Genomic DNA, 14133 nt, shown 5'->3' on the forward strand with positions numbered 1-14133 from the left:
CTCGGCCATCCTGATCGCGGGCTCCATCGGCTCGTTCGTCGTCCAGGGGCTGAACTTCGGCATCGACTTCGTCGGCGGCACCGCCATCGAAGTGCGCACCAAGGGGCCCGTGCCCCTGGGCGAGCTGCGCGCCGCCGTCCCCGCCGCGGGCGGTCACGACGCCCAGGTCCAGGGCTTCGGCCGGCCCGACACCGCCATCGTGCGCTTCCGCACCGAAGGCGCCGACACCTTCAAGGCCGCCGAGGCCGTGAAGCAGAAGCTGGCCGTCCGCTTCCCGGGCATGGAGTTCAAGCCGCCGGTGGTGGTCGGACCCAAGGTCTCGGGCGAGCTGATGACCTCGGGCTTCATGGCGCTGGGCATCGCGATGGCCCTGATGCTCGCCTACATCTGGTTCCGCTTCCAGCTTCAGTTCGGTCTCGGCGCGGTGGTCGCCGTGTTCCACGACGTGATCCTGACGCTGGGCCTGCTGTCGCTGACCCAGATCGAGTTCTCGATGACCTCGATCGCGGCGCTCCTCACCGTCATCGGCTACTCGATGAACGAGAAGGTCATCACCTTCGACCGGCTTCGCGAGAACCTGCGCAAGTACAAGACCACCCCGCTGCGCGACGTGATCAACAAGTCCGAGAACGAGCGTCTGTCGCGCACCCTGATCACCGGCTCGACGGCGATCCTGGCGCTCTCGGGCGCGCTGTTCCTGGGCGGCCCGGTGCTGTTCCCGCTGGTCTCGACCATGGTGTTCGGCGTGATCATCGGCACCTACTCGTCGGTCTACGTCGCGCTGCCGATCATCCTGCTCTGGGGCGTGAAGCGGAACGACGATCCGGCCGAGCCGCTGAAGCCGGCGACGCCTTCGGTGCAGCGCCCGTAGGGCAGGGTGGCCCGCAACGCGCCCACGATCGACGCCTACGGCGAGGGCGGCTTCCGCCTTGCCGGCGCGCGGCACGAGGGCTCGGTGCTGATCCTCAACGACGAGCCGCGGGCCTGGCCGGTGCGCGAGTTCGCCAGGCTGACGCTCGCCGACCTGGAGCCGATCCTCGACGCCGGCGCGACCGACGTCGAGTTCGTGCTGCTGGGCACGGGTCCGAGGAACGCCCTGCCGCCCCGGGACGTCCGCGACGGCCTGCGCGCCGCCGGTATCGGGCTCGAGTTCATGGACACGCCGGCGGCGGCCAGGCTCTACAACCTGCTGACCTCCGAGGGACGCCGCCTGGCGGCCGCCCTCATCGCCGTCTAGCGCCCACCTCAGCCGCGATCCCCGGCGCAAGGCCAGGACGACGCTCCGCGGAGAGCGCGGCCGGCCCGCAGAGCTTCACTTCCAGCGTGAAACGAAACGCCCTATACCCGGCGCAGGGCAGGGACTCACGAGGGCATAAAATGGCTGGATTGCTCGCCAATTTCCGCAACACCGTCATCCTGAGCGTGGTTCTCGCGCTGGTGATGCTGGTCGCTTACTCGCAGAGCCCGCAGGGGACCGACGCCGCGTTCTGGCAGGCCGTGCTCCGCTGGCTGCACACCTTCTTCGGCATCCTGTGGATCGGGCTGCTGTACTACTTCAACTTCGTCCAGATCCGGAAAATGCCGGAGATCCCGGCGGAGCTGAAGCCGGCGGTGTCGAAGTACATCGCGCCTGAGGCGCTGTTCTGGTTCCGCTGGGGCGCGGCCGCCACGGTGCTGTTCGGCCTGCTGGTCGCCTACTCGCGCGGCGCCAACTATGCGCACGAGGCGCTGACCTTCGGCCTGTTCGGCGGCCTCGCGCCCACCGACAAGGGTTTCACGCTGCTGGGCGTCGGCATGTGGCTGGCGATCATCATGTTCCTGAACGTCTGGGTGTTCATCTGGCCGAACCAGAAGATCGCGCTGGGGATCGTCGACGGCGACGCCGATGCGAAGGCCAAGGCGGGCCGCACCGCCATGCTCTTCTCGCGCACGAACATGCTGCTCTCGATCCCGATGCTGACGTCGATGACGATGACGCAGACGTTGTTCGGCTAGCACCGGAGACAGGCTACGGAAGGGCCCGCCCTCTCGGCGGGCCTTTTTTGTTGCGGCAGCGATGAGTGACGACGATCTCGACGACCTGATCCGGCGTGTGGACCCGGACCGCTGGCTCTCCAGCCGCTTCATCGGCGATGCAGGCCGGCGCGCGGACGTCATCGCGATCTACGCCTACGACCATGAACTGGCGCGGGCGCCCAAGGTGGCGTCGAACCCGCTGCTGGGCGAGATTCGGCTGACCTGGTGGCGCGAGGCGCTGGACGAGATCTACGAAGACCGCCACGTCCGCCATCACCCCACGGCGCAGGCGCTGGCCGACGTCGTGAAGCGCCACGGCCTGCCGCGGGAGCCGCTGGAGGCCATGATCGACGCCCGCTACCGCGAACTCGACGCCACCCCGATGAGCGACGAGGACGCCGTGGCCTGGGCGCGCGGGACGGCGGGGCGGGCGGCGGAGGTCGCGGTGCGTCTGCTGGATCCGGCGGCGAACGGCGCGGCGGCGCTCTCCGCGGGCGCGGCCTGGGCGCTGGACCGCAAGGGCCTCGCGAAGGCGGGCGGCGGCGAGTTGGGTATCGCGCGGGCGGCTGTCGCGGGGCTGAGCGCGGCGGCGTTTCCGGCCGTGGCGCATGCGGCGCTCATCGGCCGCGCGGAGTCGGAGTTCCGTCGTCGCGTGGCGCTGACGTGGGCCGTGGCGCGGGGACGGATCTAGCTACTCGGCCGCCGCGAGCGTCGGGGCGGGATGACCGGCCCAGGCGGCGAGGTCGCTGAGCGCACGCTCGCCCATCGCCCGCTTCTTCAGCCGCGTCTTCTCCTTCGAGCCCAGCCTGCGGCCCTCTTCGTCGCGTTTCGGCGGCGCCATCGGCGGCAGGAGGCCGTAGTTGATGTTCATCGGCTGGAAGCTGCCCTTGCCGCCTTCGAGATGCCCGCCGGTGATGTGGCCGACGAGGCCGCCCAGCGCCGTCGTCTCCGGCGGCGCCTCGATCGGCCGGCCCAGGCGCTCGGCCGCGGCGAAGCGGCCGGCCAGCAGGCCCACGGCCGCGCTTTCGACATAGCCCTCGACGCCGGTGACTTGGCCCGCGAACCTCAGGCGTGGCTGCGCCTTCAGGCGCAGGTTGGTGTCGAGCAGGCGCGGCGAGTTGATGAAGGTGTTGCGGTGCAGGCCGCCCAGGCGCGCGAACACCGCCTTCTCCAGCCCGGGGATCATGCGGAAGATCTCGGTCTGGGCGCCGTGCTTCAGCTTGGTCTGGAAGCCCACCATGTTCCACAGCGTGCCCAGCGCATTGTCCTGGCGAAGCTGCACGACGGCGTAGGCCTTCACGTCGGGCCGGTGCGCGTTGGTCAGGCCGACCGGCTTCATCGGCCCGTGCCGCAGGGTCTCGCGGCCACGCTCGGCCATCACCTCGATCGGCAGGCAGCCGTCGAAGTAGGGGACGTTCTCCCAGTCCTTGAACTCGGACTTCGGACCGGCCAGCAGGGCGTCGATGAACGCCTCGTACTGCGCCTGGTCCATCGGGCAGTTGATGTAGGCGGCTGCGTCGCCGCCGGGGCCGACCTTGTCGTAGCGGGACTGCCGCCAGCAGACGTCCATGTCGACCGAGTCGAAGTTCACGATCGGCGCGATGGCGTCGAAGAAGCTGAGCTGTCCTTCGCCGGTGAGCGCGAGGATCGCGTCCGAGAGCGCGGGCGAGGTGAGGGGACCGGTGGCGACGATCACGCTGTCCCACTCGGCGGGCGGCAGGCCGGCGACCTCCTCGCGGGCGATGGTGACCAGCGGGTGGGCCTCCAGCCGCGCGGTGACCGCCTGGGCGAACCCCTCGCGGTCGACGGCCAGCGCGCCGCCGGCGGGCACCTGATGGGCGTCGCCGCAGGCCATGATGATCGAGCCCAGCGCGCGCATCTCGGCGTGCAGCAGGCCCACGGCGTTGCCGGCCCAGTCGTCGGCGCGGAAGGAGTTGGAGCAGACCAGCTCGGCCAGCCGATCTGTCTGGTGCGCATCGGTGCCGCGCACGGGCCGCATCTCATGCAGCACCACGGGGACGCCGGCCTCGGCGATCTGCCAGGCGGCTTCCGAGCCGGCGAGGCCGCCGCCGATCACATGAACAGGTCTCATCGACATGCGTTGCCTACTAGCAACTGTGTGCGCGGATCGCGAGCGGGGCCTTGCGGGTCCCAAGGGCGGCGCGGCAAGGTCTGCGGCTGAGGTCGAGGCCGAATCGGCCTGGGGCAGGAGACGAGATGGCGCGGTTCTCACCGAGCGAGGCGGCGATGGAGGGCTTCCGGCTCACACGGGAGCATCCGGGCGTCATGCTGGCCTGGAGCGCGGTCTACTTCGGCGGCATCCTCCTCATCGCCCTGGCGATGATGGCGACCCTGGGGCCACAGTTCATCGCGCTCGCGCGAAAGGGGCAGTTGTTCAGCAGCGACCCCGACGCCGTGGCCAGTATCCTGGCGAACTCCTGGCCGGCGTTCCTGCTGGTGCTGGTGATGACCGCCCTGCTGTTGTCGATCATCGTCGCGGGCGTGATGCGTCTCGTCCTGCGCCCTGACGAGCACGGTTTCGCCCACCTGCGGCTCGGCCGCGACGAGCTGCGCCTGACGGCCGCCAACCTGATCTGCACGGTCATCTATGCCGCTTGGGCGGTCGTCGCCGTGGTGCTGATGGCCGGCGCTGCCCAGGCCGGCCCTGTCGGAGGGTTCGTGGCGGCGGTGCTGCTGCTGGCCGTCGCGCTCTGGATCGGCGTGCGGCTGTCGCTCCTGCTCCCGACCGTGTTCGTGACGGGGCGGATTTCGCTGTCGCTGGCCTGGGAGAAGACGAAGGGCCACTTCTGGCCGCTGCTGGGGATGATCGTCCTCGCGGTCATCTTCTACGTCATGGTCTACATCCTCTTCAGCATCATCAGCTTCGCGATCGTCGAGCTGTCGGGCGGCGAAGCCGCGATGCAGGACATCGGCCGGCTCAGCGCGATGACGGCGGTCGCCGCCATGATCTCGCTCGTGTTGCAACTGTTGCTGCAGGTGCTGCAGATCGTGATGATCTACGGGCCCTTCGCCTTCGCACACCGCGCCATCGAACGGCCGGAAGAGGCCTTCTAAGCCGAGGCCGACGCCCGTGCGGTCACCCGGTCGCGCCAGGCCTTGAGGTTGGCGGCGTCGTCCTCGATGGGCAGGCCGATCCAGGTGGCGAAGTCGACCGTCGAGAGCAGGCAGATGTCGGCCATCGTGTAGGCCTCGCCGGCCACGAACGCGCGGTGTTCCAGCTCCTTGTCCAGCCATGCCTGGGCGGCCTGGTAGTGCGCTCTGTTGGACTCGCCGAAGTCTCTGAACTGGTCGACGACGCGGGCGGTGAACGGGTGGGCGTGACGCCAGAACTGACCGACCGGGCCCATCACCGCGAACTCCACCCGCCGGATCCACTGGTCGACCAGGGCCTTCTCGACCGGCGTGGTCCCGAACAGCGGCGGCTCGGGATGGATCGCCTCGAAGTAGCGGCAGATGGCGACAGTCTCCGAGATGCAGGTCCCGTCGTCCAGTTCCAGGGTCGGCACCTGGCCCAGCGAGTTGCGGGCGCGGTGCTCGGCGCTCTTGTGCTCGCGCTTCATGATGTCGACCGGCGTCTCGGGCAGATGGATGCCCTTCTCCGCGAGGAAGATGCGGACGCGCCGGGGGTTCGGCGCCGGCATCGGCGCACCATAGAGGATCATCGGAAGAATCCCGCCTGAGACGGCCGCGACGCTAGAGGGCGGCTGTTCGGCCGTCACCCCCTTCGCGCCGCGGATCAGTCGCGAAGCGACGCCGGGACCTTGCCGCCATTCTGCTCCAGCGCCTTCCAGACCGCCTTCGAGAGCGCGATATTCTGTTCGGCGCTGCCGTGCGGACCCGCGTTCACGCCGAGCTCGCCCGCCAGCTCCTTGCGGGCCTCCAGGCTCGAGTCGAGGTCGAGCAGCTTCAGCAGGTCGACGATGGAGGTGCGCCAGTTGCCGCCGCCGCCTTTCTGGGCTGCGAGGCCGGCCAGCACCTCTTCGACATCCACCGGCTGGGCGGGTGCGGCGGGTGCGGCCGGGGCAGGCTGAGACTGAGCGGCGGGGTGCGGCGCGGCTGTCGCCGCAGCAGGCGCGGCCTGCGGCTTGCGGTGGAAGATGCGGTCCATGATCGAACTGAAGATGCCCATCGCTGTCTCCTCTGCTGATGAGAGAAAACTGCGACGGGCCCTTCGGGTTTCAGGTCAGGCGCTGACCTTTTCGCGCTTCGTGGCGCCCCTGCGCTGGCGATGGCGTTCCAGGAGGTCGTGGAGGTAGCGGCCGGTCCAGCTACGGGGGTTCGCCGCCACGTCCTCGGGACTGCCCGTGGCGACGATCTCGCCGCCGCCGTCGCCGCCTTCGGGGCCGAAGTCGACGATCCAGTCGGCCGTCTTCACGACGTCGAGGTTGTGCTCGATGACGACGACGGTGTTGCCCTGGTCGGCCAGTTCATGGAGCACCTCCAGGAGCTTCTTCACGTCCTCGAAGTGCAGGCCCGTGGTGGGCTCGTCGAGGATGTAGAGGGTCTTGCCGGTGGCCCGGCGCGACAGTTCCTTGGAGAGCTTGACCCGCTGCGCCTCGCCGCCGGAGAGCGTCGTCGCCTGCTGGCCCACCTTGATGTAGCCCAGGCCCACCTGCTTCAGCGTCTCCATCTTCTCGCGGATGGGCGGCACGGCCTTGAAGAACTCGGCGGCCTCCTCGACGGTCATGTCGAGCGTGTCGGCGATGTTCTTGCCTTTGAACAGGATCTCGAGCGTCTCGCGGTTGTAGCGGCGGCCGGCGCAGACGTCGCAGGTCACATAGACGTCCGGCAGGAAGTGCATCTCGATCTTGATGAGGCCGTCGCCCTGGCAGGCCTCGCAGCGCCCGCCCTTGACGTTGAACGAGAAGCGGCCGGGGCCATAGCCGCGCGCCTTGGCCTCGGGCAGGCCGGCGAACCAGTCGCGGATGGGCTGGAAGGCGCCGGTGTAGGTGGCCGGGTTCGACCGCGGCGTGCGCCCGATCGGCGACTGGTCGATGTCGATGACCTTGTCGAAGTTCTCCAGCCCCTCGATGCGGTCGTGCGGGGCGGGCGCGTCGGAGGCGTTGTGCAGCCGCCGCGCAGCGGCCTTGTAGAGCGTCTCGATGGTGAAGGTCGACTTGCCCCCGCCGCTGACGCCGGTGATGCAGGTGAAGGTCCCCACCGGAATCTCGGCGGTGACCTCCTTCAGGTTGTTGCCGCGCGCGCCGACGACGCGCAGCATCTTCTTCTTCGAGATCGGCCGGCGGTCCTGCGGCACCGCGATCTCGCGCCCGCCCGAGAGGTACTGGCCGGTGATGCTCTTGGGGTTGGCCATGACCTCGGCCGGCTTGCCCTCGGCGATGACGTGGCCGCCGTGGACGCCCGCTGCGGGGCCCATGTCGATGACGTGGTCGGCGGTCAGGATCGCCTCCTCGTCGTGTTCGACGACCAGCACCGAATTGCCGAGGTCGCGCAGGCCCTTCAGCGAGGTCAGCAGGCGGGTGTTGTCGCGCTGGTGCAGGCCGATGGAGGGTTCGTCCAGGACGTAGAGCACGCCGGTCAGGCCCGAGCCGATCTGGCTGGCCAGGCGAATGCGCTGGCTTTCGCCGCCCGACAGCGTGCCCGAGCTGCGCGACAGGTTCAGGTAGTCGAGGCCGACGTTCACCAGGAAGCGCAGGCGGTCGTTGATCTCCTTCAGAATCCGCCGCGCGATCTCCATCTGCTTGTCGCTGAGCGTGGTCTCGAGCCCCTCGAACCACTCCTGCGCATGCTTGATGGACAGGCGCGAGACGACCCCGATGTGCTCGCCGGCGATCTTCACCGCGAGCGCCTCGGGCTTCAGGCGATAGCCTTCGCAGGCGGTGCAGGGCGTCTCGGACTGGTAGCGGCCCAGTTCCTCGCGGACCCAGGAGCTGTCGGTCTCGCGCCAGCGGCGCTCCAGGTTCGGCAGCACGCCCTCGAAGGTCTTGTTGACCTCGTACTTGCGGGCGTTGTCGTCGTAGACGAAGCGGATCTTCTCGTCGCCCGAGCCGTGGAGGATCACCTCCCTGGCCTTCTCGGGCAGCTTCCAGAACGGCACGTCCATCGAGAAGTCGTAGTGGCGGCCCAGCGCCTGCAGCGTCTGGGTGTAGAGCGGCGAGGGGCCCTTGGCCCACGGCGAGATCGCGCCCTTGTGCAGGGTCTTGTCCTTGTCGGGCACGATCAGGTCGGCGTCGAACGCCAGCTTGGCGCCCAGGCCGTCGCAGACCGGGCAGGCGCCGTAGGGGTTGTTGAACGAGAACAGCCGCGGCTCGATCTCGCTGATCGTGAAGCCCGAGACCGGGCAGGCGAACTTCTCCGAGAAGATGATGCGCTTCGGCTCGGTCTCGCCCTCGGCCAGGTCCGCCCATTCGGCCACGGCGATACCGTCGGCCAGCTTCAGCGCCGTCGCCAGGCTGTCGGCGTAGCGCTGCTCCAGGCCGGGCTTGGTGACGATCCGGTCCACGACGATGTCGATGTCGTGCTTGAACTTCTTGTCGAGCGCCGGCGCATCCTCGATGAGCATCAGCTCGCCGTTGACCTTCACGCGCTGGAAGCCGGCCTTCTGCCACTCGGCGAATTCCTTGCGGTACTCGCCCTTGCGGCCGCGCACGACGGGGGCCAGCAGGTTGAGCCGCGTGCCTTCGGGAAGCGCATTCAGCTTGTCGACCATCTGGCTGACGGTCTGGCTCTCGATCGGCAGGCCTGTAGCGGGCGAATAGGGGATGCCGACCCGCGCCCACAGCAGCCGCATGTAGTCGTGGATCTCGGTCACCGTGCCGACCGTCGAGCGCGGATTGCGGCTGGTGGTCTTCTGCTCGATGGAAATGGCCGGCGACAGGCCCTCGATGAGGTCCACGTCGGGTTTGCTCATCAGCTCCAGGAACTGACGCGCATAGGCCGAGAGGCTCTCCACGTAGCGTCGCTGGCCTTCGGCGTAGATCGTGTCGAATGCCAGCGAGCTCTTGCCCGAGCCGGAGAGGCCGGTGATCACCACCAGCTCGCCGCGCGGGATATCGAGGCTCACGTCCTTCAGATTGTGCTCACGCGCCCCCCGGACGCGGATGAAGTTCTGATGGTCGGCCATGTTGTCCCGGAAACGCCCAGCCGCCCGCGGAAGGTCCCGCCGGCGGACATCGCAATGTAGGTAACCGGCGACTCAGATAACACAGGAACGTACCGGGAACAAAGAGTCTGCGACCTTCCGCGCGCGAGGCCTGCTGACACCACGGTGGCAGCAAGGGGGTCAGGGGGAGCAGGGGCGGATAGCGCCGGGCCTAGAACCGATGCCTGAACGCGACGCGCGTGGGGGTGGCGCGCCAGCCCTGGTCGTCGCTCCACTCGGCCTTGGGGCGCAGGTCGACCTCGGGAACGTCGCCGGCATGCGTGAGGCTCAGCGTGCGGCTCGCCGGGTCCGTCGGCGCCGTTCCCGGCGGGCGGCGGATCGCCCTGGTCTCGTGGCGCACGACCACCAGGCCGCGGGCCGGCGCGGCCGTGCTGTGCGGGGCCGTGGCCGACGGCGCGGCGGCGGGTGCGCCCGCGACGACCGTGGCCGGCCAGACCTGGGCGAGGGCGGGCAGGGGTGCGGCGCCCACCAGCGAGGCCGCGATCACGAGGGTCTTCAGACGGTTCAACCTAGCTCTCCAGCATGGAACCGCCCGGCTGAACCCTCCCGGACCGTTTTGGTTTCCTCGGCCATGCTCGCGATCACGGGGATGTCAGGGGGCGTCGTGGACGCGGATCGCGGGGATGGCGCGGCGCGGACACCCCCCGTTCGCGGCGGCGGCCGCGCTGTCCGGATTGCGCGAACGCCGGTCAGCTCCTAGATAGCCGGCTCCACCCGAAAGGAGCAGGCCGATGCGGCTCGCGCTGGACATTCCGACCACCCGAAACGTCCACACTGCGATGACCGACGCCCATGCCCGCCCCCTTCGTCACGCTCGACGGCCTCAGCTACGCCACGCCTGACGGCCAGAGCCTCTTCGACAACCTGACCCTCGCCTTCGGGGCCGAACGCACCGGCCTCGTGGGCCGCAACGGCGTGGGCAAATCCACGCTGCTTCGGATCGTCACCGGCGAGCTTGCGCCTGCTGCCGGCGCCGTCGCTCTCCGCGGCCGGCTGGGCGTACTGCGCCAGGCGCTGGAGCCGCCGGCGGGCGCCAGCGTCGCCGACCTGCTGGGCGTCACCGGGCCGCTGGCCCGGCTGAAGCGCATCGAGGCTGGTGTGGGCTCGGAGGCCGACTTCACGGACGCCGACTGGACGCTGGAGAGCCGGCTGGAGGCGGCGCTGGCCGAGGTGGACCTCGCGGGCTTCGAGTTGGACCGCCCGGCCGCGTCGCTGAGCGGCGGGCAGGTGACGCGGGCCATGCTGGCGGGCCTGCTGGCCGCCGAACCCGACCTGCTGCTCCTGGACGAGCCGACCAACAACCTCGACGTCGCGGCCCGTGACCTGGTGGCCGATGTGCTGGGGCGCTGGAAGGGTGGGGCGATCGTGGTCAGCCACGACCGTGCGCTGCTGCGGCGCATGGATAGGATCGTGGAGCTCTCGGCGCTGGGCGCCCAGGTGTTCGGCGGGGGCTACGACCTCTACGCGGAGCGCAAGGCCGAGGCCGAGGCGGCCGCGGCGCGCGAGCTGGCCGACGCGCAGAAGGACATGGCCCGCGTCGCCCGCGAGGTGCAGGTCGCCGCCGAGCGCAAGCAGCGCAAGGACGCGGCCGGCAAGGGTGCGCGGGCCAGGAACGACGCGCCGAAGATCCTGCTCGATGCGAAGCAGCAGCGGGCGGAGACTTCCGGCGCACGGGCGAACCGGGTGGCGGATCGGCTGAAGACCGACGCCGCCGACGCCCTGGCGGCCGCGGACGCCAGGATCGAGCGCGTGCGCCGCCTCAGCTTCGAGCTGCCGCCGTCGGGGCTCGCAGCCGGCAAGACCGTGCTGGCGTTCGAGGACGTGGGCTTCGCCTGGCCCGGCCGTCCGCCGCTGATCGCCGGCCGCTCGTTCCGCATCGCGGGGCCGGAGCGGGTCGCGATCTCAGGGCCGAACGGGGCGGGGAAGACGACGCTGATCCGGCTGGCCGCCGGCGAGCTTCAGCCGACCGTGGGGCGCATCGTCCGGGGCGCGCCGGCCGCCTTCCTCGACCAGCAGACGGCGCTCCTGGGCGACGACGCCAGCCTCGTCGCGGCCTTCCGCCGGCTGAACCCGGCGTCGAGCGAGAACGCGGCGCGCGCGGCGCTGGCCCGCTTCCTGTTCCGCAACACCGCTGCGGAGAAGCCGGTGCGCGCGCTCTCGGGCGGCGAGCGCCTGCGCGCGGCGCTGGCCTGCGTGCTGCTGGGCGAGCGACCGCCGCAGCTCCTCATCCTCGATGAGCCCACCAACCACCTGGACCTGGCCTCCATCGGCGCCGTCGAGGCCGCGCTCGGCGGCTACGACGGCGCCCTGCTGGTGGTCAGCCACGACCGCGACTTCCTGGGCGCGATCGGCGTGGAGCGCGAGATCTCCCTGTAACCTCGCCTCAGGCGCGCTCCGCCGTCACGCCGCCTGGGCGAGTTTCGCGAGGCTCTCCAGCGTGCCTACGCAGGCGCGGGCCGCCTCGGCGCCCTTGGTGCGGAAGTGGGCGTGGAAGAACCCCTGGTGTACGTCGTGTTCGTGGAAGTGGTGCGGCGTCAGCACCACCGAGAACACCGGTGTCTCGGTGGCGAGTTGCACCTGCATCAGAGCGTGGATCACCGTCGAGGCGACGAAGTCGTGCCGATAGATGCCGCCGTCCACCACGAAGCCCGCCGCCACGATCGCGGCATAGCGGCCGGATCGCGCCAGCGTCTGGGCGTGCAGCGGGATCTCGAACGAGCCGGGGGTCTCGAACACCTCGACCGCGGAGGCCGGGAGGCCGAGCTCGGCGATCTCGTCGCGGAAGCCGTGCAGGGCCTCGCGCACGATGTCGGCGTGCCAGAGCGCATGCACGAAGGCGATGCGGCCTGCGCGGAACGCGCCGTTGGCGGTGGGGAATTCGAGCGTGTTGGCGGTGGGGGTCTTCAGTTGGGTCATGGTCTTCTCCCTGACCGGGTTCAAAGGACCACGACTCAGGGAGCAGGCCGCGCGCGCGGCTGACGGGCGATCGCCCACCGCGAGCACGACCGTTCTCATAACCGGACTATGACCGTCGGCCCCGGGATCGCACCGGGTCTGCTCGACCCCTCCTTCGCCAAGGGCTCCGGAGGGCGCCCGCGGGCTCGTCCCTCCTTCGCCAGAGGCTTCGGGGGGCATTACCGCCGGTGGGGAGTTGCACCCCGCCCTGAGAACGCAGACCGCCGGAAGCTCCGACGGCACGCTGAGGATAGGGCCGTTCCCATGCGTCAAACAAGTGTTTGATTAGGGCTGGCGCGCGTCGGCCCCGCGGCCTGTTTGCTTCGCGCGGCGCGGCGGCTATGCACGACCCATGTCGCGAAGCCCCGCCCTGGCCGACGATCTGAGAGCCGCCGCCGCCGGGTCGTTCGCCGCGGGCCGCTACGCCGACGCCGAGGCGGGCTACCGCGCCGCCGTCCAGGCCGCGCCCGGGCTGGCGATGGCGCATCACGACCTGGGGGTCCTGCTGAAGGCGGTGGGCCGGCTGGACGCGGCGCGCGCCAGCCTGCGGACGGCGCTCAGCCTCGCGCCCGGCGAGCCGCGCACGCGCCACGCGCTGGGCAGCGTCCTGCTGGCGCTGGGCCGATACCAGGAGGGCTGGCCGCTCTACGACGCGCGCCACGAGGTCCCGGAACTGCGGATACCGAAGCCGCAGTTGCCGTTCCCGGAGTGGCCGGGCCGCGACGTGCGGGGCAGGAAGCTGCTGCTCTTTCCCGAGCAGGGGTTCGGCGACCAGATCCAGTACGCGCGGTTCGCCCCCTGGCTGGCGGCGCGCGGGGCGGACGTCACGCTGCTGTGCCGGCCGCAGCTCCACCGGCTGCTGGACGACAGCCTGGACGTCAGGGTGATCGCCGCGGCGGGGCAGGTGGAGTTCCCCGACCCCGACGCCTGGGTGATGACCGGCTCCTTGCCCGGCCGCTGCGGACTGGAGCCCGCGACCCTGCCGTCGGCGCCCTATCTACGCGCCGCGACGCGCCCGCCGGGCGGTCGGATCGGTGTCGCGACCCGCGGCAACCCGGGCCACAGCAACGACGCGCAGCGCTCGCTGCCCGCCGACGTCGCCGCCGAACTCCTGGCGCTGCCGGGCGCGATGAGCCTGGAGCCGGAGGCGACGGGCGCGAAGGACTTCGCCGAGACGGCGGCCCTCGTCGCGGGCCTCGACCTCGTGATCGCCGTCGACACGGCCGTCGCGCACCTTGCCGGGGCGCTGGGCAAGCCGGTGTGGATCCTGCTGCCGCGCATCTTCACCGACTGGCGCTGGATGGAGGGCCGGGCCGACAGTCCGTGGTATCCCACCGCGCGGCTGTTCCGGCAGGCGAGCCCCGGCGACTGGAGCGCCGTGCTTGCCGAGGTGCGGCGGACCCTGACCCAAGAGACGATCGTCCGATGAAGCTCAACCTCGGCTGCGGCCACAACCACAAGGACGGCTTCGTGAACGTCGACTCGGCTGCGGCGTCTGCGCCGGACGTCGTCTGGGATCTCGAACAGACGCCCTGGCCCTGGCCCGACAACTCCGCCGAGGAGGTGGAGTTCATCCATTCGCTGGAACACATCGGCGGCGACCCGAAGTTGTTCCTCGCAGTGATGACCGAGCTCTACCGGGTCTGCGCGCCGGGCGCCGCGGTGCGGATCCATGTGCCGCATCCCCGCCACGACAACTTCCTCAACGATCCCACGCACGTGCGGCCGGTCACGCCCGAGATGCTCGGCCTGTTCGACCGCGCGCTGAACGACCAGTGGAAGGCCAAGGGGGCGGCGAACTCGCCGCTGGCGCACTACACGGGCGTCGACTTCGTGACGGAGTCCTGCGGGACCGTGCTGGACGAGCCCTACGCCGGCGAGATGCAGGCCGGCCGCATCACCCCCGCCCAGCTCGGCGAGCTGATCCGGTCGCGCAACAACGTCGCCAGGGAGTACCGGATCGTGCTGCGGGCCCGGAAGCCCGCCTAGACCGCCCGGCGCTCAGGCCGGTCGGGAAG

At 70.3% G+C, this 14133-nt stretch carries 14 protein-coding genes and 1 riboswitch; of the genes, 8 read left to right on the plus strand and 6 right to left on the minus strand.

The genetic code is table 11. From position 1 onward, the window contains the following. The 4 genes from secF to JNL41_RS19385 all read left to right on the plus strand — a co-directional run. Positions 1-871, plus strand: an 871-nt coding sequence (gene secF, locus JNL41_RS19370; protein ID WP_293477809.1) for a protein translocase subunit SecF, incomplete at its 5' end; no start/stop codon positions are given. Between the two features lie 6 nt (positions 872-877). Further along, positions 878-1237, plus strand: a complete 360-nt coding sequence (locus JNL41_RS19375) for an Mth938-like domain-containing protein (RefSeq protein ID WP_293477811.1) — start codon at positions 878-880, stop codon at positions 1235-1237. 140 nt (positions 1238-1377) lie between these two features. Then, complete coding sequence (locus tag JNL41_RS19380; protein ID WP_293477813.1) at positions 1378-1995, plus strand: hypothetical protein; 618 nt, start codon at positions 1378-1380, stop codon at positions 1993-1995. A 61-nt stretch (positions 1996-2056) separates the two neighbouring features. Continuing rightward, positions 2057-2707, plus strand: coding sequence for a squalene/phytoene synthase family protein (locus tag JNL41_RS19385; RefSeq protein ID WP_293477815.1), 651 nt, complete (start codon positions 2057-2059; stop codon positions 2705-2707). Here the strand turns inward: JNL41_RS19385 and trmFO are convergent, their stop codons facing one another. Then, positions 2708-4114 (minus strand): methylenetetrahydrofolate--tRNA-(uracil(54)-C(5))-methyltransferase (FADH(2)-oxidizing) TrmFO, encoded by a 1407-nt coding sequence (trmFO, locus tag JNL41_RS19390; RefSeq protein ID WP_293477817.1) that lies wholly within the window; start codon positions 4112-4114, stop codon positions 2708-2710. A 119-nt stretch (positions 4115-4233) separates the two neighbouring features. On the opposite strand from trmFO, the gene JNL41_RS19395 reads away from it, so the two are divergent. Beyond that, a complete protein-coding gene (locus JNL41_RS19395) occupies positions 4234-5091 on the plus strand; it encodes a hypothetical protein (RefSeq protein WP_293477819.1) in 858 nt (285 codons plus the stop codon). Here JNL41_RS19395 and JNL41_RS19400 read toward each other — a convergent pair. From JNL41_RS19400 to JNL41_RS19415, 4 genes are all read right to left on the minus strand, one after another. Then, complete coding sequence (locus tag JNL41_RS19400; RefSeq protein ID WP_293477821.1) at positions 5088-5699, minus strand: glutathione S-transferase family protein; 612 nt, start codon at positions 5697-5699, stop codon at positions 5088-5090. The two genes, JNL41_RS19395 and JNL41_RS19400, sit on opposite strands and share 4 nt — an antisense overlap. Positions 5700-5773: 74 nt before the next feature. Beyond that, positions 5774-6166, minus strand: coding sequence for a DUF3597 family protein (locus JNL41_RS19405; RefSeq protein ID WP_293477823.1), 393 nt, complete (start codon positions 6164-6166; stop codon positions 5774-5776). A 54-nt stretch (positions 6167-6220) separates the two neighbouring features. Beyond that, positions 6221-9121 (minus strand): excinuclease ABC subunit UvrA, encoded by a 2901-nt coding sequence (gene uvrA, locus JNL41_RS19410; protein ID WP_293477824.1) that lies wholly within the window; start codon positions 9119-9121, stop codon positions 6221-6223. A gap of 190 nt (positions 9122-9311) precedes the next feature. Beyond that, positions 9312-9668: a hypothetical protein gene (locus JNL41_RS19415; RefSeq protein ID WP_293477825.1), complete on the minus strand. Its 357-nt coding sequence runs from the start codon at positions 9666-9668 to the stop codon at positions 9312-9314. Positions 9669-9952: 284 nt separating this feature from the next. Here JNL41_RS19415 and JNL41_RS19420 point away from each other — a divergent pair, with 284 nt between their 5' ends. Continuing rightward, entirely contained in the window at positions 9953-11536 is a 1584-nt protein-coding gene (locus tag JNL41_RS19420; RefSeq protein ID WP_293477826.1) for an ABC-F family ATP-binding cassette domain-containing protein, read from the plus strand. Positions 11537-11560: 24 nt separating this feature from the next. Here the strand turns inward: JNL41_RS19420 and JNL41_RS19425 are convergent, their stop codons facing one another. Next, positions 11561-12076 carry a 6,7-dimethyl-8-ribityllumazine synthase gene (locus JNL41_RS19425; RefSeq protein ID WP_293477827.1) on the minus strand — a complete coding sequence of 172 codons (516 nt, stop codon included), beginning with the start codon at positions 12074-12076 and terminating at the stop codon, positions 11561-11563. An 87-nt stretch (positions 12077-12163) separates the two neighbouring features. Further along, positions 12164-12335, minus strand: a riboswitch (FMN riboswitch). 132 nt (positions 12336-12467) lie between these two features. Between JNL41_RS19425 and JNL41_RS19430 the strand changes: the two genes are divergently transcribed. Together JNL41_RS19430 and JNL41_RS19435 are read left to right on the plus strand one after the other, a co-directional pair. Further along, positions 12468-13544, plus strand: coding sequence for a glycosyltransferase family 9 protein (locus JNL41_RS19430; protein ID WP_293477828.1), 1077 nt, complete (start codon positions 12468-12470; stop codon positions 13542-13544). Beyond that, positions 13541-14104: a hypothetical protein gene (locus JNL41_RS19435; RefSeq protein ID WP_293477829.1), complete on the plus strand. Its 564-nt coding sequence runs from the start codon at positions 13541-13543 to the stop codon at positions 14102-14104. Before JNL41_RS19430 ends, JNL41_RS19435 begins: the two co-directional genes overlap by 4 nt. The last annotated feature ends 29 nt before the right edge of the window (positions 14105-14133 follow it).

Origin of the sequence: Phenylobacterium sp., assembly GCF_016793285.1 — a bacterium.
Taxonomy (GTDB): domain Bacteria; phylum Pseudomonadota; class Alphaproteobacteria; order Caulobacterales; family Caulobacteraceae; genus Phenylobacterium.

Coding starts and splice junctions, on each gene's coding strand:
- JNL41_RS19380 (WP_293477813.1), top strand. CDS start 1,378: ATGGCTGGATTGCTCGCCAATTTCCGCAACACCGTCATCCTGAGCGTG.
- JNL41_RS19385 (WP_293477815.1), top strand. CDS start 2,057: ATGAGTGACGACGATCTCGACGACCTGATCCGGCGTGTGGACCCGGAC.
- trmFO (WP_293477817.1), bottom strand. CDS start 4,114: ATGTCGATGAGACCTGTTCATGTGATCGGCGGCGGCCTCGCCGGCTCG.
- JNL41_RS19395 (WP_293477819.1), top strand. CDS start 4,234: ATGGCGCGGTTCTCACCGAGCGAGGCGGCGATGGAGGGCTTCCGGCTC.
- JNL41_RS19400 (WP_293477821.1), bottom strand. CDS start 5,699: ATGATCCTCTATGGTGCGCCGATGCCGGCGCCGAACCCCCGGCGCGTC.
- JNL41_RS19405 (WP_293477823.1), bottom strand. CDS start 6,166: ATGGGCATCTTCAGTTCGATCATGGACCGCATCTTCCACCGCAAGCCG.
- uvrA (WP_293477824.1), bottom strand. CDS start 9,121: ATGGCCGACCATCAGAACTTCATCCGCGTCCGGGGGGCGCGTGAGCAC.
- JNL41_RS19420 (WP_293477826.1), top strand. CDS start 9,953: ATGCCCGCCCCCTTCGTCACGCTCGACGGCCTCAGCTACGCCACGCCT.
- JNL41_RS19425 (WP_293477827.1), bottom strand. CDS start 12,076: ATGACCCAACTGAAGACCCCCACCGCCAACACGCTCGAATTCCCCACC.
- JNL41_RS19430 (WP_293477828.1), top strand. CDS start 12,468: ATGTCGCGAAGCCCCGCCCTGGCCGACGATCTGAGAGCCGCCGCCGCC.
- JNL41_RS19435 (WP_293477829.1), top strand. CDS start 13,541: ATGAAGCTCAACCTCGGCTGCGGCCACAACCACAAGGACGGCTTCGTG.